The 16,539-nt window shown below is 68.5% G+C and carries 15 protein-coding genes and 1 tRNA gene; 8 read left to right on the top strand and 8 right to left on the bottom strand.

Features of this window, described 5'->3' with window-relative positions:
* The first annotated feature begins 42 nt into the window (after nucleotides 1–42).
* Nucleotides 43–1,764 carry an ArnT family glycosyltransferase gene (locus ACFWZ1_RS01085; protein ID WP_439665134.1) on the top strand — a complete coding sequence of 574 codons (1,722 nt, stop codon included), beginning with the start codon at nucleotides 43–45 and terminating at the stop codon, nucleotides 1,762–1,764.
* On the top strand, nucleotides 1,761–3,068 hold the full coding sequence (locus ACFWZ1_RS01080) for an O-antigen ligase family protein (protein ID WP_439665133.1): 1,308 nt from the start codon (nucleotides 1,761–1,763) through the stop codon (nucleotides 3,066–3,068). The genes ACFWZ1_RS01085 and ACFWZ1_RS01080 overlap by 4 nt, the downstream gene beginning before the upstream one ends.
* On the opposite strand, the gene ACFWZ1_RS01075 is transcribed toward ACFWZ1_RS01080, so the two are convergent.
* Nucleotides 3,031–3,798, bottom strand: coding sequence for a glycosyltransferase family 2 protein (locus tag ACFWZ1_RS01075; protein WP_439665132.1), 768 nt, complete (start codon nucleotides 3,796–3,798; stop codon nucleotides 3,031–3,033). The genes ACFWZ1_RS01080 and ACFWZ1_RS01075 overlap by 38 nt on opposite strands.
* Nucleotides 3,799–3,860: 62 nt before the next feature.
* On the opposite strand from ACFWZ1_RS01075, the gene ACFWZ1_RS01070 reads away from it, so the two are divergent.
* The 3 genes from ACFWZ1_RS01070 to ACFWZ1_RS01060 all read left to right on the top strand — a co-directional run bounded on the left by ACFWZ1_RS01070 (nucleotide 3,861) and on the right by ACFWZ1_RS01060 (nucleotide 6,995).
* A complete protein-coding gene (locus ACFWZ1_RS01070) occupies nucleotides 3,861–4,904 on the top strand; it encodes a CDP-glycerol glycerophosphotransferase family protein (RefSeq protein ID WP_439665131.1) in 1,044 nt (347 codons plus the stop codon).
* Nucleotides 4,905–4,977: 73 nt separating this feature from the next.
* On the top strand, nucleotides 4,978–6,684 hold the full coding sequence (locus ACFWZ1_RS01065; RefSeq protein WP_439665130.1) for an ArnT family glycosyltransferase: 1,707 nt from the start codon (nucleotides 4,978–4,980) through the stop codon (nucleotides 6,682–6,684).
* Entirely contained in the window at nucleotides 6,681–6,995 is a 315-nt protein-coding gene (locus tag ACFWZ1_RS01060) for a tetratricopeptide repeat protein (protein ID WP_231322838.1), read from the top strand. The genes ACFWZ1_RS01065 and ACFWZ1_RS01060 overlap by 4 nt, the downstream gene beginning before the upstream one ends.
* A 106-nt stretch (nucleotides 6,996–7,101) precedes the next feature.
* On the opposite strand, the gene ACFWZ1_RS01055 is transcribed toward ACFWZ1_RS01060, so the two are convergent.
* Nucleotides 7,102–7,989 (bottom strand): LpxL/LpxP family acyltransferase, encoded by an 888-nt coding sequence (locus ACFWZ1_RS01055; RefSeq protein ID WP_439665129.1) that lies wholly within the window; start codon nucleotides 7,987–7,989, stop codon nucleotides 7,102–7,104.
* 135 nt (nucleotides 7,990–8,124) lie between these two features.
* On the opposite strand from ACFWZ1_RS01055, the gene dtd reads away from it, so the two are divergent.
* The 3 genes from dtd to ACFWZ1_RS01040 all read left to right on the top strand — a co-directional run bounded on the left by dtd (nucleotide 8,125) and on the right by ACFWZ1_RS01040 (nucleotide 10,893).
* Complete coding sequence (dtd, locus tag ACFWZ1_RS01050) at nucleotides 8,125–8,568, top strand: D-aminoacyl-tRNA deacylase (protein ID WP_439665128.1); 444 nt, start codon at nucleotides 8,125–8,127, stop codon at nucleotides 8,566–8,568.
* A gap of 164 nt (nucleotides 8,569–8,732) precedes the next feature.
* Complete coding sequence (rpoD, locus tag ACFWZ1_RS01045; protein ID WP_231322830.1) at nucleotides 8,733–10,598, top strand: RNA polymerase sigma factor RpoD; 1,866 nt, start codon at nucleotides 8,733–8,735, stop codon at nucleotides 10,596–10,598.
* A gap of 219 nt (nucleotides 10,599–10,817) precedes the next feature.
* Nucleotides 10,818–10,893: transfer RNA gene (locus tag ACFWZ1_RS01040), tRNA-Ile, on the top strand.
* A gap of 113 nt (nucleotides 10,894–11,006) precedes the next feature.
* Here the strand turns inward: ACFWZ1_RS01040 and ACFWZ1_RS01035 are convergent.
* The 6 genes from ACFWZ1_RS01035 to ctaD are packed head-to-tail and all read right to left on the bottom strand — an operon-like array spanning nucleotide 11,007 to nucleotide 16,534.
* Nucleotides 11,007–11,858 carry a quinoprotein dehydrogenase-associated putative ABC transporter substrate-binding protein gene (locus ACFWZ1_RS01035; protein WP_439665127.1) on the bottom strand — a complete coding sequence of 284 codons (852 nt, stop codon included), beginning with the start codon at nucleotides 11,856–11,858 and terminating at the stop codon, nucleotides 11,007–11,009.
* Nucleotides 11,855–12,823, bottom strand: a complete 969-nt coding sequence (locus ACFWZ1_RS01030; protein WP_439665126.1) for a PQQ-dependent catabolism-associated beta-propeller protein — start codon at nucleotides 12,821–12,823, stop codon at nucleotides 11,855–11,857. The genes ACFWZ1_RS01035 and ACFWZ1_RS01030 overlap by 4 nt, the downstream gene beginning before the upstream one ends.
* On the bottom strand, nucleotides 12,810–13,697 hold the full coding sequence (locus tag ACFWZ1_RS01025; protein WP_439665125.1) for a cytochrome c oxidase assembly protein: 888 nt from the start codon (nucleotides 13,695–13,697) through the stop codon (nucleotides 12,810–12,812). Before ACFWZ1_RS01025 ends, ACFWZ1_RS01030 begins: the two co-directional genes overlap by 14 nt.
* Nucleotides 13,694–14,020 carry a hypothetical protein gene (locus tag ACFWZ1_RS01020; RefSeq protein WP_231322821.1) on the bottom strand — a complete coding sequence of 109 codons (327 nt, stop codon included), beginning with the start codon at nucleotides 14,018–14,020 and terminating at the stop codon, nucleotides 13,694–13,696. Before ACFWZ1_RS01020 ends, ACFWZ1_RS01025 begins: the two co-directional genes overlap by 4 nt.
* 10 nt (nucleotides 14,021–14,030) lie before the next feature.
* Entirely contained in the window at nucleotides 14,031–14,639 is a 609-nt protein-coding gene (locus tag ACFWZ1_RS01015) for a cytochrome c oxidase subunit 3 (protein WP_231322818.1), read from the bottom strand.
* Nucleotides 14,636–16,534 carry a cytochrome c oxidase subunit I gene (gene ctaD, locus ACFWZ1_RS01010; protein ID WP_439665124.1) on the bottom strand — a complete coding sequence of 633 codons (1,899 nt, stop codon included), beginning with the start codon at nucleotides 16,532–16,534 and terminating at the stop codon, nucleotides 14,636–14,638. Before ctaD ends, ACFWZ1_RS01015 begins: the two co-directional genes overlap by 4 nt.
* Nucleotides 16,535–16,539 lie beyond the last annotated feature (5 nt).

Raw genomic sequence — 16,539 nt, 5'->3', positions numbered from 1 at the left:
CCCAGCCCGGTTACAACGTTTGCTGTTCCGCACGGATCGCCCATGGCCCCTCCCCACGCCAGCCCACTCGACCGCCGCCGCTTCTGGCTGCTCATGCTGATCGCCTTGGTGGTGGTCGGCGCCGGCATTGGCATGCGCGATCCGTGGCCGTCCGACGAGCCGCGTTTCACGCTGGCGGCCAAGCAGATGGTCGAAGGCGGCGACTGGATGTTTCCTCACCGCGGCAGCGAGCTGTATGCCGACAAGCCGCCGGTGCTGATGTGGACCGAGGCGGTGAGTTTCGAAATCGTGCGCAACTGGCGCATTGCGTTCCTGTTGCCCTCGCTGCTCGCCGCGCTCGGCTCGCTGGCCCTGATCTACGACCTGGGCCGTCGGCTGTGGAACCGGCAGGCGGGGCTGTACGCGGCGGCCGGCCTGTTGTTGGCGTTCCAGTTCGTCTATCAGGTCAAGCGCGCGCAGATCGACCCGCTGGTGATGTTCCTGATCACCGCCGGCAACTGGGGTTTGCTCCGGCACATGCTGCTGGGCCCGAACTGGCGTGCGTACTGGCTGGGTTGCTTCTGTGCCGGGCTGGGCGTGATCACCAAAGGCGTCGGCTTCCTGCCGCTTCTTTTGTTCATCCCCTACGCCTTCGCGCTGCGCGGGTGGGACGGCGTGGCGCGAATGGGCCGCGGCCAGGCGATGCGCTGGTGGCTGGGTCTGGTTGCCGTGCTGGCGGCGATTGCCCTGTGGCTCGTCCCGATGCTGCTGGCCGCGCGCGCGCATCCGGAAAACCCCGCCTACGCCGCCTACGTGCGCGACATCCTGTTCCACCAGACCGCCGACCGCTACGCCAACTCGTGGGGTCACATCCACTCGCCGCTCTACTACCTGCCGATCGTGCTGTTCAGCTGGTTGCCGCTATCGCTGACCTACCCGGGCACGCTGCCCCGCTGGTGGCGCGCGCTGAAAGCGAAGGACGCGCGGTTGATGCTGCCGCTGGCGTGGGTGGCACTGGTGCTGGTGTTCTTCTCGATTCCCGCCGGCAAGCGCGACGTCTATATCCTGCCGACGCTGCCGATGGTCGCGCTGGCCAACGCGCCGTTCATCGGCGAGTTGCTGCAGACGCGCTGGTTGCGGGCCGCGGGTCTCGCGTTCACCGCGTTGTTCGGCACGCTGCTGCTGGTGGTGGGCGCATACGCGCTCATCGCGCATCCGCCGGCCGCCGCGCAATGGGCGGCGCGCCGCGGTTTCGACGGCGGCGCACAGGCGCTGTTCGGCTGGCTTGCGGCGATCGGCGCGGTGCAGTTGGCGCTGGTGGCAGCACTGCGGCTGCGCGGCGCGGCATGGGCGGTCTGCGGCGGCATGGCAGCATTGTGGCTGGGCTGGAGCGTAGGCATCGCGCCTCAACTCAACGACTCCAGTTCCGCCGCGGGGCTGATGGCCAAGGTGCGCGCGCAGCTGGGTCCGGCCGATGAGGTCGGCCTGGTCGCCTGGAAGGAACAGAACCTGCTCATGCTCGACCGTCCGGCAAAGGATTTCGGCTTCACCCAGCCGTGGACGCGGCAATACGCCGACGCGGTCGCCTGGCAGGCCACCGATCCGGCGCATCGCTGGTTGTTCGTGCAGGAGCCTGCGATGGGCGCTTGCGTGCGTCGCGACCGCGCCCTCGACCTGGGCCATGCCAACCGCCGCGAGTGGTGGTTGTTCAAGGCTGATGCGGTGATTCCCGGTTGCGTGCCCGATCCCTCCGCCGAGGCCGCCGACGCCAGGGTGCCCGAATGAGCGCGCGCAGTCCCGAGATGGCGGTGAACCGTCAGGAGCAGGTTCGACCCGTCTGGCAGGCCTGGCCGGCCTGGGCGCTCTCGGCGCTGGTGGCGCTGATGCCGCTGTCCTTCTCGGTCGAACCGGACATCAAGGCGCTGCCGGCGGCGCTGCTGTTCTTCTGCGGGCTGGGCCTGCTCTGGCGCGCGCCGGTGCGCCAGGGCTACCGCGCCGCGGCGGCGGTGGTGATCCCTTCGGTGCTGCTGATCGCGCTGGACGTGGCCAACGTGCTTTGGCACGGCCTGGGCTGGCGGCCGCTGGACCACGCCGCGCACGTGCTGTTGTACGTGGTGGTGGCCGCGGTGTTCGCGCGGCAGCTGTGCATGACCCTGGTGTGGTCGACTTTCAGCCTGACCGCCATCGGCCTGGGCGCGGTCTGCCTGGTGCAGCATTACTGGCTCCACGTGGGGCGCGCCTACGGCCTCAACGGCGGTGGTTCGAGCGCGATCGAATGCGCCACGCTGCTGCTCGGGCTGGCGCTGCTGGCGCTGGTGCAGCTGCTGCGTGCCCGGCCGGGCAGCTGGCGCTGGTGGCTGCACGGTGGCGGCATGGCATTCGGCATGTACGGCGCACTGCTGACGCAGAGCCGAGGCCCGCTGCTGGCCTTCGTGCCGGCGTTCCTGCTGGTGCTGCTGGTGCAGGCACGGCGCACCCGCCGCTGGCGCTGGAGCCTGGCGCTCGGAGTGGCCGTGTGCCTGGGTGGCGCGATCGCCACCGCCACGCTGCACGGCGCCATGCTGGGACGCTTCACCACGATCCAGCAGGAGGTCGCCGGTTTCGACCAGGGCGACCCGGACGGGTCGGTGGGCGAGCGGCTGGAGATGTGGCGCACCGCACTGCGCGCATTCGGCGAGCATCCACTGGCCGGCGTCGGCGTGGACCGGTATGCGGACTATGCGCAGGCCGAGATCGCCGCCGGCCGCAGCGATCCGACAATCGCCCGCTACAACCAGCCGCACAACGAATACCTGCGCGCCCTGGCAACCGGCGGCCTGCCGCTGCTGCTGGCGGTGCTGGCGGTGTTCGTACTGGCGCTGCGCTACTTCGCGCGCTGGACGCGCGATGCCGACGACACGGTCGCGGCGACCGCCACGGCCGGATTGGCCATCGTCGTGCTCTACCTGCTGTGCGCGCTGGGCGAGAGCGTGTTCTACCGCGTGATGTCGCAGTCGTTCTTCTTCTTCCTGGTGCTCGGGCTCGCGCTCAGGGTCGGTTACCTGATCCGCGTCAGGGGCGATAACCCCGATCCAGCAACCACAGCTTGATTGCCTTGCGCCGGACGTATTCCACGCGCACCAGCGCGTAGAGCAGGCCGCGCCAGCCGTCCAGGAAGCCGCCGCGGAGCACGTAGCCGCGCACGAATCGCCACCACGGGTTGAGCAGGATGTGCCGCAGCTTCGCCCGCTTGCCGCGCGCGTGCTGGTACTCGGCCATCATCTGCGCGTAGCGCTCCTGCTTGGCCAGTTGCTCGGAGAGCGAGCGGTACGGGTGATGCTCGAGGTTTCCGGCCAGCGTCTTCCGTGGCCCATCGAGGCTGACCGCCTCATGGATTTCCCGCTCGCCGCGCCAACCCCCACGACGCCGGTCGAACAGCCGCAGCACGCGGTCCGGGTAGGCGTTGCCGTGGCGCAGGAAGGCGCCGAAATATTCGGACAACCGCGCGAACCGGTAGCCGGCCGCGCCGGGGAATCCGTGATCGCGCGCCGCTTCGATGCTCGCCCGCAAGGTGGCATCGACGCGCTCGTCGGCGTCCAGGCACAGCACCCAGTCGTGCCGCACCTGTTCCACCGCGAAGGCCTTCTGGCTGCGGAAGCCGTCGAACGGCCGCTCGATCACGCGTGCACCATGCGCCTGGGCGCGTGCGCGGGTGTCGTCGGAGGAACCGGAATCGACCACCACCACCTCGTCACAGAACGCCAGCGAGGCCAGGCAGTCGTCGATGCGATCGGCCTCGTTGAAGGTGATGATGCAGGCGGAGATCGGGGTACGGCTCATCCGGAGACCGACGCGGGAACGGTGGCGGCATAATGCCAGCTTGTGCCCGCCTGATGCCCGCCATGGATTCGTGCCTTCTGTTCGCCACCGAGCTTTATGCGCTGCCGATCCTGCGTCCGCTGGCCGTGGCAGCGCAGCGCGCGGGCCAGCGCGTGGGCTGGGTAGTGCCCGAATCGGTGGCCGGCTACCTGCGCGCGGACGAGACGCGGCTGCGCTCGGCGCACGCGGTGCGCGCTCTGGCGCCGCAAGCGGTGTTCTGCGCCGCCAACTGGGTAGCGCCTTCCTTGCCTGGGGCCAAGGTGCAGGTCTTCCACGGTTTCAACGCGGAAAAGCGCGAGCCCGATCGCGGCCACTTCCGCCTGCGCGGGTTCTTCGACCTCTATTGCACGCAAGGCCCGGCGACCACCGCGCCGTTCGAGGCGCTGGCGCGCGGGCAGCGCTATTTCGCGGTGGCCGAAACCGGCTGGCCCAAGCTCGATCCGCTGTTCGCGCCGGCGCCGGACGCGCCCTCGCTGTGTCCCGAAGACGGCAAGCCGGTGGCGATGTACGCGGCCACCTTCACCGAGTCGCTGAGCTCCGCGCGCGCGATGGTCGACACCCTTCGCGTGCTGACCGCACGCGGTGACCGCCATTGGCTGCTCACCCTGCATCCAAAGTGCGACGCCGAACTCATCGCCCGCTATCGAAGCCTGGAAGGCCCGTTCGCGCGCTTCTACGAATCGGACAGGCTGCTGGACATGCTGCGCGCCGCCGACGTGCTGGTCTGCGACACCTCGTCGGTCATCGACGAGTTCGCCGTGCAGCTGAAGCCGGTGGTCACGCTGCGCAATCGGCGACCCAAGCCGTTCATGCTCGACGTCGCCGAGCCCTCGCAGGTGGACGCGGCGATCGCCGCCGCGCTGTCCCATCCGGCGGCGCTGATGCAGGCGCTGGCCGACCATGCCGCCGCCATCCACCCTTACCGCGATGGCCGCTCCAGCGAGCGGGTGCTGGCCGCCACCGACCGCCTGCTCACCGGCGGCTACGGCCGGCTCGCGCGCAAGCCGTTGAATCTGTGGCGGCGCTGGCAGGCTTCACGCGACGTGCGCGCGCTGCTGCCCGACTGACGCGCCAGCGCACACGGGCGTCCACGGCGAACAGGCTAAACTTCCGTCCCTTCCCGCCGACGACTTCCCGCCCGTGCCGCCTAACGCCTACAGCCGAACCGAACACCTGCGCGCCCTCTGGCCCTGGCTGCCGTTGTGGGCGCTGGCCGCGCTGCTGGCGATCTTCTCGCACGGGCCGATGCCGCTGTATTCGACCCGCACGCTGGCTGTGGCCTGGGAAATGTGGAGCCACGGCCATTGGCTGGTGCCCTACAACAACGGCGCGCCCTACAGCGAAAAGGCGCCGCTCCTGTTCTGGATGATCCATGCCGGCTGGTTCGCCTTCGGGGTCAGCGACGTCTGGCCGCGCGTGCTGGAGGTGATCTTCGGCGGCAGCCAGCTGGTGCTGATCGCGGCGCTGGCGCGGCGGCTGTTCCCGGACCGCCCGTGGGTAGCACGTGCCGCGCCGTGGATGCTGCTGGCGTTGGCGTATGCGTTCCTGTTCGGCCTGCAGATCATGTACGACGTGCTGCTGGCCGTGTGGTCGCTGGCCGCGCTGTTGTGCCTGACGCGCACGCGCACGCGGGATGAACCGCGCTGGTGGCTGTTCGGCATCTGCCTCGGGTTGGGACTGCTCACCAAGGGACCGGTGATGGCTCTGCACGTGGTGTTCCCGTGGCTGCTCGGCCCGCTGTGGAACGACTGGGCGAACCAGCATCGCGCGCGCTGGTACGGCCGCGGCCTGCTCGCCTTCCTGCTCGGCTTCGCCATGCTGCTTGCGTGGGCGCTGCCTGCCGGGTTCAGCGGCGGCGAGGCGTACCGGCAGCGGCTGTTCTTCACCCAGACCGCCGGCCGCGTGGTGAACGCGTTCGACCACGCCCGCCCGATGTGGTGGTACGTGCTGGCGCTGCCACTGCTGATGTTCCCGTTCAGCGGCTGGCCGCGCGCTTGGGTGGCGCTGGCGATGTTGCGCCGCCCGCTGGACGCCGGCGTGCGCTTCGCGCTGTGCTGGGTGGTGCCGGTGTTCGTCACCTTCTCGCTGATCAGCGGCAAGCAGCTGTACTACCCGCTGCCGGAATTCGCCGGTGCCGTGCTGCTGCTGGCCGGCGCCATCGCGTTGCTGCGCGAGCGGCGGCCCGAGCTGGCCTACAACCGTTGGCTGGGTACATGGCCGCTGGCCGTGGGCGGCATCGTCTTCGGCGTGTTCCTGTTCGTGCTGCCCTGGCTGGTCGCCAGCGGGCGGCTGCACGGTGAATGGTTCGACACCACCGCCGGCTACAGCCGGTTCTTCGCCGTGGTGTTCATGCTGCTCGGTGCGCTGCTGCTGTTGCGCGGTCGCGGCGAGATGCGCCGCCTGGCCTTCGCCGGCCTGCTCGGCACGCTGGCGATCAATACGCTGTTCACCCTGACCCTGTGGCCGCGCTACGACCTCACGCCGGCGACCCGGCTGCTGGGCGCGGCGGACGCGCAGAATCGATCGATCGGCTACGCCGGCGTGTACGAGGGCCAGTTCCATTTCGCCGGGCGGTTGGACCATCCGATCACGGAGCTGCACGGGGACGACGCCATTGCCGCCTTCGCGCGCGCCCACCCCAACGGCCTGATCGTGACCCATCCGGACAAGCTCGACGCGGCCGCGCTGCGCTATCCGCTGCTCGCGCAGCCGTTCCGCTCCTCCTGGGTGGTGGTCTGGCCGGCAACCTCGCTGGCCGACCTGCGCACCGGTCACCGTCCGCCCGAACCGGCCCAGCCCACCCGGGTCTTCCCCAATCCCGACGGCCGCTCGCGGCAGTTGCCGTGAACGTCGCGCTGATCGCCGGCCTGCGTGCGCAGTGCGGCGGTCCGCGCGATGGCGCCCTGTTGCGCTTCTCGCTGGGTAACGCGTTGCTGGGCGAGGGACGGGCGGCCGAGGCGGTCGAGGAGCTGCGCCGGGCGCTGGTTTTCGATCCCGCCTATTCGGCTGCGTGGAAGCTGCTCGGCAAGGCCTGCCTGGCGATGGAAGACCGCGCTGGCGCCGCCGAAGCCTGGCGTCAGGGTATCGCCGCGGCCAGCCAGCGCGGCGACAAGCAGGCGGAGAAGGAAATGGCCGTGTTCCTGCGGCGTCTCGCGTAGGGCGGCCTTTCGACCGGCTTTTCCCATAGACGGGTTGGACTGAAGCCCACCCTGCTGCCGCCTCTCGCGGCCTGAGCGTTCCCCCATGAACGGGCGAACGACACGCTCACCCCCGCTTGTAGGGATTGGGCAGCCCGTGCCCCGACCAGCGCCGGTAATGCCACTGGTACTGCACGAAGGCGCGCTCCACGCAGGTTTCCACGCCGCGGTTGAGCGCCGCGCAGGCGCGGTGCGGGTCGGCGTCGTCCAGTCCCTCTGGCGCCGGCAACAGATGGATGCGGAACCCCTCCCCGCGCGGCAGCCGCTCGGCAAAGGCAAACAGCACCGTCGCGCCGGTGCGCGCAGCCAGGCGCGGCAGCAGCACCATGGTCAGCGCATCGCGTCCGTAGAACGGCGCCGCCTCGCCCTCGCCGGCCCGCGGCTTCTGGTCGGGAAGGATCCCGATCGTGCCGCCCGCGGCCAGGCGCTTGTACAGCGTGCGCACGCCCGCGCCCTCGGCGCGCACCTGCTCGGGCGCCAGCGCGCCACGCACGCGGCGCAGCAGGGGCTCGATTGCGGCCAGCCGCGGCGGGCGGTACAGGATCGCCATCGGCATGCGGCTGCACAGCCAGTAGTTGAGCAGTTCCCAGCAACCCAGGTGCGGCGCGGCGATGACCACGCCCTTGCCCTTGGCCACTGCCGCGTCCAGCAGTTCGCCGCCGCGCACCTCGCGCACCAGCCCCAGCATCTTTTCCGGGCCCGCGCCCCAGACCTTGACGATTTCGGTGATCGACTTGCCGCCTTCGGCCATGACCTGGCGCAGCAGCGCGGCATGGACGGACCGATCCAGCCCGGGCCGGGCGATCGACAGGTTGACCGTGGTGTCGTGCGCGGTGCGTCCGCGCGCCCACAACGACAGCCGCCCCAGGCCCGCGCCCGCGGCATGGAGTAGCCGCAGCGGGAGCAACCCGAACAGGCGCAGCAGGAGATAGAGCACGTAGATGTCGGGGCGCATGGAGGACTGCCGCTTGCCGCGCCTTCCGGCGCAAGGTAAAGGGAACGCCGGCCCTGCCGTTAAGCGCAGGACCGGAGACGCTCCACCGTTTTTGCCTATTCTTGCAGGGACGCCCTGCCGACGCCTGCCGCCCCCATGATCAGCCTCATCCAGCGCGTGCTTAGTGCCAGCGTCGACGTCGACGGCGTGACCGTGGGCGCGATCGGCCCGGGCCTGCTCGCCCTGGTGGCGGTCCAGCCGGACGACGGCGAGGCCCAGGTCCGTCGCATGCTGGAGAGATTGCTGGGTTACCGCGTCTTCGCCGACGCGGCCGGGCGGATGAACCGCTCGCTGGCCGACACCGGCGGCGGCCTGCTGCTGGTGAGCCAGTTCACGCTGGCCGCCGACACACGGTCGGGGATGCGCCCCAGTTTCACGAGTGCCGCCCCGCCCGAGCACGGCCGGCGCTGGTTCGAGCGGCTGGTGGAACTGGCCCGCGCCACGCACGGGGGAGGGGTGGAAATCGGGCGCTTCGGCGCCCACATGGAGGTCAGGCTGGTCAACGACGGCCCGGTCACCTTCTGGCTGGAAGTGCCCTGACCGGATCCCCAACGACTCGATGGCATACGACACGCGATGTCCCACGCAAACGCCGTTCTGGCGCGATTTTTGCGTGTAGGGCACGCGAAATTTTTCCCTTTAAAACTGGTCAAAAAAGCGCCACATCGCTATACTGATCGGTTCCTGCATCTGCGGCGGTAGGTATGAACAACAAAGCTCCCGAGCAACAGTCCGAAATCAAGGCGCTCATTTCCAAGGGCCTGGAACAGGGCTACCTGACCTACGCGGAGATCAACGACCACCTGCCCGACGACATCGTCGACCCGGAGCAGATCGAAGACATCATGGCGGTGCTCAAGGGCGTCGGCATCGAAGTGCACGACGCCGCACCGGATGCCGACCCGCTGGCCGACAACGCCCCGGGCTCGGGCACCGACGACGAGGCCGCCGCCGAGGAAGCGGTTGCCCTGCTTTCGGCCGTCGACGCCGAAGTGGGCCGCACCACCGATCCGGTGCGCATGTACATGCGCGAGATGGGCACGGTGGAACTCCTCACCCGCGAGGGCGAGATCGCCATCGCCAAGCGCATTGAGGAAGGCCTGGCGCAGGTACAGACCGCGCTGGCCAGTTTCCCGCTGACCATCGAACTGCTGCTGGAGGAATACGACCAGCATCTGGACGGCAAGCGCCGCCTGTCGGAGATCCTGGCCGGCTTCGCCGACCTGGAGCAGCTGGCCGACGAAGCGCGCGCCGAGGCCGAGGAAGCGGCCGCCAACCGCGAGGTGGTCGAGGGCGAGGAGGACGAGGAAGACGAGGAAGAGACCGCCGAAGAGGAAGAGGCCGGCCCGACCGGTCCGGATCCGGAGGAGGTCAAGCGCCGCATGGAACTGCTGCGCGACTACTACGGCAAGTTCCAGAAGGCCGCGCCCAAGGCCACCGGCATCACCGACAAGAAGATCGTCAAGCTGCGCGACCAGATGGCCGAGGAATTCCTCAAGCTCAAGCTGCCGTCCGCGCTGATCGACAGCTTCGTGCGCAAGCTGCGCGAAGTGGTGGGCGACATCCGCCACCATGAGCGCGTGCTGATGGAAATCTTCATCAAGCAGGTGAAGATGCCCAAGGCCGAATTCCTCAAGGCGTTTCCGAGCAACGAGGGCAACGTGGAGTGGGCGGCCGAGCTCGGCCGCAAGCGCCAGAAGTGGTCGCCCAACATCAAGAACCACCGCGAATCGATCGACGCCGAGCAGGAGAAGCTTGCCGCCATCGAGAAGAAGCTGTTCCTGCCGCTGACCGACATCAAGGAAATCAACCGCGCCATGTCGATCGGCGAGGCCAAGGCCCGCCGCGCCAAGAAGGAGATGGTCGAGGCGAACCTGCGCCTGGTGATCTCCATCGCCAAGAAGTACACCAACCGCGGCCTGCAGTTCCTGGACCTGATCCAGGAAGGCAACATCGGCCTGATGAAGGCGGTCGACAAGTTCGAATACCGCCGCGGCTACAAGTTCTCGACCTACGCCACCTGGTGGATCCGCCAGGCGATCACCCGCTCGATCGCCGACCAGGCGCGCACCATCCGCATCCCGGTGCACATGATCGAGACGATCAACAAGCTGAACCGCATCTCCCGCCAGATGCTCCAGCAGTTCGGCCGCGAGCCGACGCCGGAGGAGCTGGCCAAGGAGATGGAGATGCCCGAGGACAAGATCCGCAAGGTGCTGAAGATCGCCAAGGAACCGATCTCGATGGAGACCCCGATCGGCGACGACGAGGACTCGCATCTGGGCGATTTCATCGAGGACACCAACGCCTCTTCGCCGATCGAGTCGGCGACCGAGACGGGCCTGATGGAAACCGTGCGCGACGTGCTTGCCGGCCTCACCCCGCGGGAAGCGAAGGTGCTGCGCATGCGCTTTGGCATCGACATGAACACTGACCACACCCTCGAGGAAGTCGGCAAGCAGTTCGACGTCACCCGCGAGCGCATCCGCCAGATCGAGGCCAAGGCGTTGCGCAAGCTGCGCCACCCGAGCCGCTCGGAGCAGCTGCGCTCGTTCCTCGATCTCGAGTAAGCGCAGGCCCCACGCATCAACACGACGCCCGCCTCGCGCGGGCGTCGTCATTTTCGCCTCTTGTGCTTCCATGTGAGGCAGTCCGCTCCTACGCACACAACTGGCCAGGAGCATCGCCCGCAAGCGTGCCACTACCGTGACCGGCCAACGCACACATTTGCCCGGCTGCACGCTGCCGCTACCATGCATCTCCGCCGGTCCTGCCGGCGCACCCCGATCGGGCCTATAGCTCAACGGTTAGAGCAGGGGACTCATAATCCCTTGGTTCCAGGTTCGAATCCTGGTGGGCCCACCATCTGCTGCCCCGAAGCGGCGCTTTCGGACCGCTGCTTCAAAGTCGCCAGCTCGCCTGCCCGTCGGACACGGGAGCCACGCGCGGGTCTGCCCGGCTCATGGCAGGGCAGGCGATTAGCGCGTCGGTGACGCTGGCAGCGACGGGTCGCTGACGCGCGGCACGTGGTACGCATCGAGAATGCGATCGATCGCCCCGCGGTTGCGTGCCAACGCTTGGTCGAGCTCGCGGCGCAGCGCGCGATCGTCGCGACGCAGGCCCATCGAAATGTCGAACACCATCGGCGACTGCGGACCATCGAGCCATGGCGTGACCGGCGTCAGCACCATCGGCACGCCCGATTGCGCGGCGAAATAGCCTGCGGTGGGGCCCCAGACCACCGCGACGTCGACATCGCCGCGCGCCACGGCCTGGATGACCGCGGCTTGCGGCGCCTTGTCCGCGTAGTTGCCGTAGACCGTGTAGCCACGCACGTTGACGGTGATACCGCGGCGCGCCAGCGACATCGCCGGCGGTGGATTGGCGCCGTCGTCGCCGATCAGCTGCACACCGATGCGCAACGTGCGCAGGCGCGGATCGTCCAGCGACGCCAGTGTCCGCAGGCCGCGGTCCGCGCGACTGACGAAGACATAGGTCGAGCGGTAGTACGGATCGGTGGTACCGGTCATGCCGCCGTTGCTGGCCATGCCCGGGATGACGTCGCAGTCGCCCGCGTTGAGCGTGTTGCGGATGGCACCGCGGCGCTGCGCCCACCAGGTGTATCTGACGTGCGCGCCGAGATCCTTCGCGAGCAACTCGACGATGCGGTTTTCGAAGCCCTCGCCGGCGGCGTTGGAAAAGGGGAGGTTGTTGGGATCGGCGCAGACCCGCAGGTCGCGGGCGCTGGCGGTGGTACACGCAGCGAGGCCAAGCAACAGCATGGCAAGATGCGGACGCAGGCGGGAAAGGCGGCGAAGAAGAGCAGTCATGGCGTCACCACCACGCCCCAGGGTTTGCCGCCGACGGCAATCGTCGCGACCGGCTTGTTCGCGACCAGATCGATCACGGTGATGTCGCCGGACAACCCATTGGCCGCGAACAGATGCCTGCCGTCGGGCGCGATGCCGATACCCCAGTTGCGGTGGCCGACCGGAAAATAGCGGCGGACCGCGAAAGTCTTCGGATCGACCTCCGCCACGGCATCGCCGCGGCCGAGCGCAACGAACGCGCGATCCGGGCGGAGCACGAGCCCGACGGCCTGCACGGTCGTCGGCGCCCGGTCGTCGTCGTCGAAATCGACCGTGTGCAGCACCGTGCGCGCAGGCATCGCGAAGATCGCGACGGTGGCGCGCGTTTCGGAGGACACCCACAGCTGGCTGCCGTCGGCACTGAACACCGCGTCGCGCGGGCGCGTGCCGACCAGCACGCTGTCGACGAGTTTTGCGCTGGCGGCGTCGATGAAATGGACCAGGCTCGCGCTTTCGGAGGTGCAGATCACCCAGCGTCCGTCCGGGCTCACCGCCATGCCCTCCGGCTCGGCGCCGACCGGCACCTCGTGCACGATCTTCTTCGCGGCGATGTCGACGAAGGACACGGTGCTGTCGTTCTCGTTGGCCACGTACAGCCAGCGCCCGTCAGGGCTGACCACGAAGCGTTCCGGGTCCGGGCCCGACGGAAGATGGTCGACCACCTTGCGTGTGGCCAGGTCGATGACGTCGATGCGGTCGTCGTTGCCGAGCGCGACGTACAGATGTTTGCCGTCATGACTGAGCTGCATGCCGCGCGGGCGCTTGCCCACCGGGATGCGTGCGGCCTCCTGCCAGCGCGGCGCCTGGATCACGTGGATGACGTTCGCGCCTTCGTCCGAGACGTAGGCGGTCTGCGCCTGCGCGACGGGCGCGAGCATGGCGAAAGCCAGCGTGACGGATGCCAGGCACCGTTCAATCGAACGCATCGAGTCGCCCTCCCTCGCGGCCGAGCCGGCGCGCGAACAACGCAAGCCCGGCGAACGCATGCACGAGCCCGCCGGGAATCCACATCAGCAGGCCGGCCAATTGCTGGTCCTCGGCGGGTGTCAGCCCGAAGGCATCCAATCCGCTGGAGGCATAGCCGGCGTACCAGGGGCTGGACGAGAACGCCATCAGCGCGCCGAGTGCGCCGCTCACCGTCGCGGTGAAGAATAGGCAGCCCACCGCGACGCCGACGCGTTGCTCGTGTCCGCGAAGCACGGCCCACCAGAACAGCAGCGCGGACAGCAGGAACGACAGGTGCTGGACGATGTGCCAGCCGGGGTTCGCCAGGGCCAGGTCGAACAGCCGCGGCGCATGCCACAACCACAAGGCGGCGGCCTGCAACAGCGTCGCCGTCGCCGGCGCGGTCAACGCGCGCCACGGTGTGCCGATGCCACGCCCGAACGCCGCCAGCGCGCGGCGCGCGCCCTGCGGAAACGCCCACAGCGCGATGCCGATCGGGCGCGACAGCACCAGCAGCGGCGCGGCCACGAGCATCAGCAACTCGTGCTCGACCATGTGCGCGGCGAACGAACGCTCGCCGGCTTCGTGCAGCGGCGTGACCAGCGCCGCGGCCAGCACCAGCCACCCGGCGATGAACCAGCCCGCACTCGCGTGGTGCGCGGCGGCGACGGTCGAGCGCTGGCGCAAGCGCAGGTAGCCCACCGCATACCAGGCGAGGCCGACCAGCAGCGGCCCGACGACCCAGCCATCGAAGGTCCATCCGGGAGCGGCGCCGTCATCGTGCACGCCATGCGCGCGCGCCGCGAACGATGCCGCCGCCCATGCCGCAACCGCCATGCGAACCGGAGCCTTCATGGCAGGCACGGGGGCAGGATGGCGCCGGCCATGAGTCCCCACAGCACCATCAACGCGAACAGCGCCGCCGCCATCAGGCTCATGTGGGCGACGAAGCGGCGGGGCGATTCGGGCTCGGGATGCGCACGCACGGCCGACCAGGAGACCGCTGCGCCGACCACGATCAGCAGCAGTGCGGCCAATCCAACCAGCAGGCCGTAACCCCCGTAGCGGCAGTCGAAATGCATGGAATCGGACACCAGCTGGTGCTGCAGGCCGGCGCCGCCCATGCCGGCGATCAGCCCGGCCCACGGTTTGACTTCGGCGACGTTCGGCATCTTCATCGGCGCGCGCTCACAGCCATCGCGGCGTCCAGTACACGACGACGTACAGCACCACCCAGCTCCACACGATGAAATGCCAGTACAGCGCATTGTCGGAGACGTCGGAGAATCGGCGTCCGTCGAACTTCTTGACGAAGGCGAGCACGGCGAGCACGCCGCTGTCGAAGGTGTCGGTGGCCATGTGCAGCGTGTGCAGGGCGAGGATCGCCCACACGATCGAGCCGTAGGCGTTCTTGTCCCAGCTGACGTTGAGCGCGGTGAACTCCATCGCACGGATCGCCAGCAGCACCACGCCCACCAGCGTCATCAACACCAGCCCGAAGCGCACCGCCGGCAGGTCGTATTTCTCGCCGCGCTTCTTCAGCCACTGGTTGGGAATTTCGCTGGCGATCGCGATCGCCGTGAACAGCGTGCCCCACAACAGTGACGGCGGCGGACTGGCCGGCGGCCAGGAGGTTTCGTAGTGCAGCAGGTAGAAGTACGCGCCGATCACGAGCACGAAACCCATGCCCTCGATCAGCATGAAGCCGATCACGCCCCACCAGCCCAGGCTGGTCGATCCGAAGTTGTGGTCCGGCAGGCTAGAGAGGTCGCCGACCACGGTCTCCAGGCGGCTCATTGCGCGCCTCCCATGCTCGGCTGGCTGCGCTTGGGCCAGAACCACGCGGTCAGCGCGATGGCCACGGGAATCGCGCCCCAGACCACGCCCCACGGGCTGAAGATCGACCACACGAACAGCAGGGTGAGCGCCAGCGCCGACAGAAGGGGCCAGATGCCGGGATCGGGCAGCGCCCAGCGCGTGGCCGGCAGGGCATCGGTCGAGGATGTCAGCAGCGCCTCGCGCCGGGTCTTGCTCAGTCCGGTCATCACCGCGAGGTCCGCGTCCAGCGGCCACAGCGGCTCGCGGCTGCGCACGGCGGGCGTTTCCTCGAAGTTGTACGGCGGTGGCGGCGAAGTCGTTGCCCACGCCAGATCCGGCGCGCCCCACGGGTTGTCGCCGGCTGGCTCGCGCGATCGCAGCGCGAGCACGACGTTGATGGCGAACAGCAGCACGCTGGCGGCGATGATCCAGGAACCGATCGAGGCGATCAGGTTGGGAAGATCCCACCCCAGCCCCGCCGGATAGGTGTACACGCGGCGCGGCATGCCCATCAGCCCGAGGATGTGCATCGGGAAGAAAGTGACGTTGAAGCCGATGAAGAACAGCCAGAACTGCCAGCGCCCGAGCCGCTCGCTGAGCATGCGGCCGGTGAACTTCGGGAACCAGTAGTACAGCGCACCCATCAGGGGAAACACCGCCCCGCCGATCAGCACGTAGTGGAAGTGCGCGACCACGAAATAGGTGTCGTGCACCTGCAGGTCCAGCGGCACCGCCGCGACCATGACGCCGGTCATCCCGCCGAGCACGAACAGGGCAAAGAAGCCGAGCACGAACAGCAGCGGCACGGTAATGATCGGCTTGCCGGTCCACAGCGTCGCGATCCAGCAGAAGATCTGCACGCCGCTGGGGATCGCGATCATCATGCTGGCCGCGGTGTAGAAGCTGTTGCCCAGCGGCGGCAGGCCGGTGGCGAACATGTGGTGCACCCACAACCCGAACGCGAGGAACCCGGTCGCGAACAGCGCCAGCACCATCGCGGTGTAGCCGAAGATCGGGCGGCGTGAGAAGGTCTCGACGATGCTGGAGATCATCCCCAGCGCGGGCATGAAGATGATGTACACCTCCGGGTGGCCGAAGAACCAGAACAGGTGCTGCCACAGCAGCGCGTCGCCGCCTTCGGATGCGTTGTAGAACTGCGTGCCGACCAGGCGGTCGGTGATCAGGAAGGTGCTGCCGACCATCACCGCCGGCATCGCGAAGATCACCATCAGGCTGGTGACCAGCATCGACCACACGAACAGCGGGATCCGCCGCAGGGTCATGCCCGGCGCGCGCATGGACAGGATGGTGGCGACAAGCTCCACCGCGATGCACAGCGCGGCGACCTCGGTGAAGGTGATCATCTGCGCCCAGAAGTCGGTGCGCTTGCCCGGCGAGAAATCCGGTCCCGACAGCGGCACGTAGCCCGACCAGCCGGCTTCGGGCCCGACCTCGGCGAGGAAGGCGAGGAAGATCATGATCCCGCCGAACAGGTAGATCCAGTAACTGAAGGCATTCAGCCGCGGGAACGAGATGTTCCGCGCGCCGACCATCAGCGGGACCATGTAAACCGCCACCGCTTCCATCACCGGCACGGCGAACAGGAACATCATCACCGAGCCGTGCATCGAGAACAGCTGGTTGTAGCGATCCGGACCGAGAAAATGGTTCTCCGGCCGCGACAGCTGGATGCGCATGAGCATCGCCATGATGCCGGCGAGCACGAAGAACACCAGCGCGGTGACGATGTAGCGCCGGCCGATGCGCTTGTGGTCGACCGTGGTCAGCCAGCCCATCAGGCCCGGGCGGTCGGCCCAGGTGGCGAGCAGGGTCTGCCGGTCGCGTTCGCGTTGCACAGTGGTGGCGTCGGTCATGTGAG

Source organism: Frateuria sp. GZRe14 (assembly GCF_051900395.1).
GTDB lineage: Bacteria > Pseudomonadota > Gammaproteobacteria > Xanthomonadales > Rhodanobacteraceae > Frateuria_A > Frateuria_A edaphi.
This window is presented reverse-complemented; position numbering and strand designations above follow the sequence as displayed.

What these genes read in the sequence shown, in the direction of transcription:
- ACFWZ1_RS01085 (WP_439665134.1), top strand. Translation starts at nt 43, where the DNA reads ATGGCCCCTCCCCACGCCAGCCCACTCGACCGCCGCCGCTTCTGGCTG.
- ACFWZ1_RS01080 (WP_439665133.1), top strand. Translation starts at nt 1,761, where the DNA reads ATGAGCGCGCGCAGTCCCGAGATGGCGGTGAACCGTCAGGAGCAGGTT.
- ACFWZ1_RS01075 (WP_439665132.1), bottom strand. Translation starts at nt 3,798, where the DNA reads ATGAGCCGTACCCCGATCTCCGCCTGCATCATCACCTTCAACGAGGCC.
- ACFWZ1_RS01070 (WP_439665131.1), top strand. Translation starts at nt 3,861, where the DNA reads ATGGATTCGTGCCTTCTGTTCGCCACCGAGCTTTATGCGCTGCCGATC.
- ACFWZ1_RS01055 (WP_439665129.1), bottom strand. Translation starts at nt 7,989, where the DNA reads ATGCGCCCCGACATCTACGTGCTCTATCTCCTGCTGCGCCTGTTCGGG.
- dtd (WP_439665128.1), top strand. Translation starts at nt 8,125, where the DNA reads ATGATCAGCCTCATCCAGCGCGTGCTTAGTGCCAGCGTCGACGTCGAC.
- rpoD (WP_231322830.1), top strand. Translation starts at nt 8,733, where the DNA reads ATGAACAACAAAGCTCCCGAGCAACAGTCCGAAATCAAGGCGCTCATT.
- ACFWZ1_RS01035 (WP_439665127.1), bottom strand. Translation starts at nt 11,858, where the DNA reads ATGACTGCTCTTCTTCGCCGCCTTTCCCGCCTGCGTCCGCATCTTGCC.
- ACFWZ1_RS01030 (WP_439665126.1), bottom strand. Translation starts at nt 12,823, where the DNA reads ATGCGTTCGATTGAACGGTGCCTGGCATCCGTCACGCTGGCTTTCGCC.
- ACFWZ1_RS01025 (WP_439665125.1), bottom strand. Translation starts at nt 13,697, where the DNA reads ATGAAGGCTCCGGTTCGCATGGCGGTTGCGGCATGGGCGGCGGCATCG.
- ACFWZ1_RS01020 (WP_231322821.1), bottom strand. Translation starts at nt 14,020, where the DNA reads ATGAAGATGCCGAACGTCGCCGAAGTCAAACCGTGGGCCGGGCTGATC.
- ACFWZ1_RS01015 (WP_231322818.1), bottom strand. Translation starts at nt 14,639, where the DNA reads ATGAGCCGCCTGGAGACCGTGGTCGGCGACCTCTCTAGCCTGCCGGAC.
- ctaD (WP_439665124.1), bottom strand. Translation starts at nt 16,534, where the DNA reads ATGACCGACGCCACCACTGTGCAACGCGAACGCGACCGGCAGACCCTG.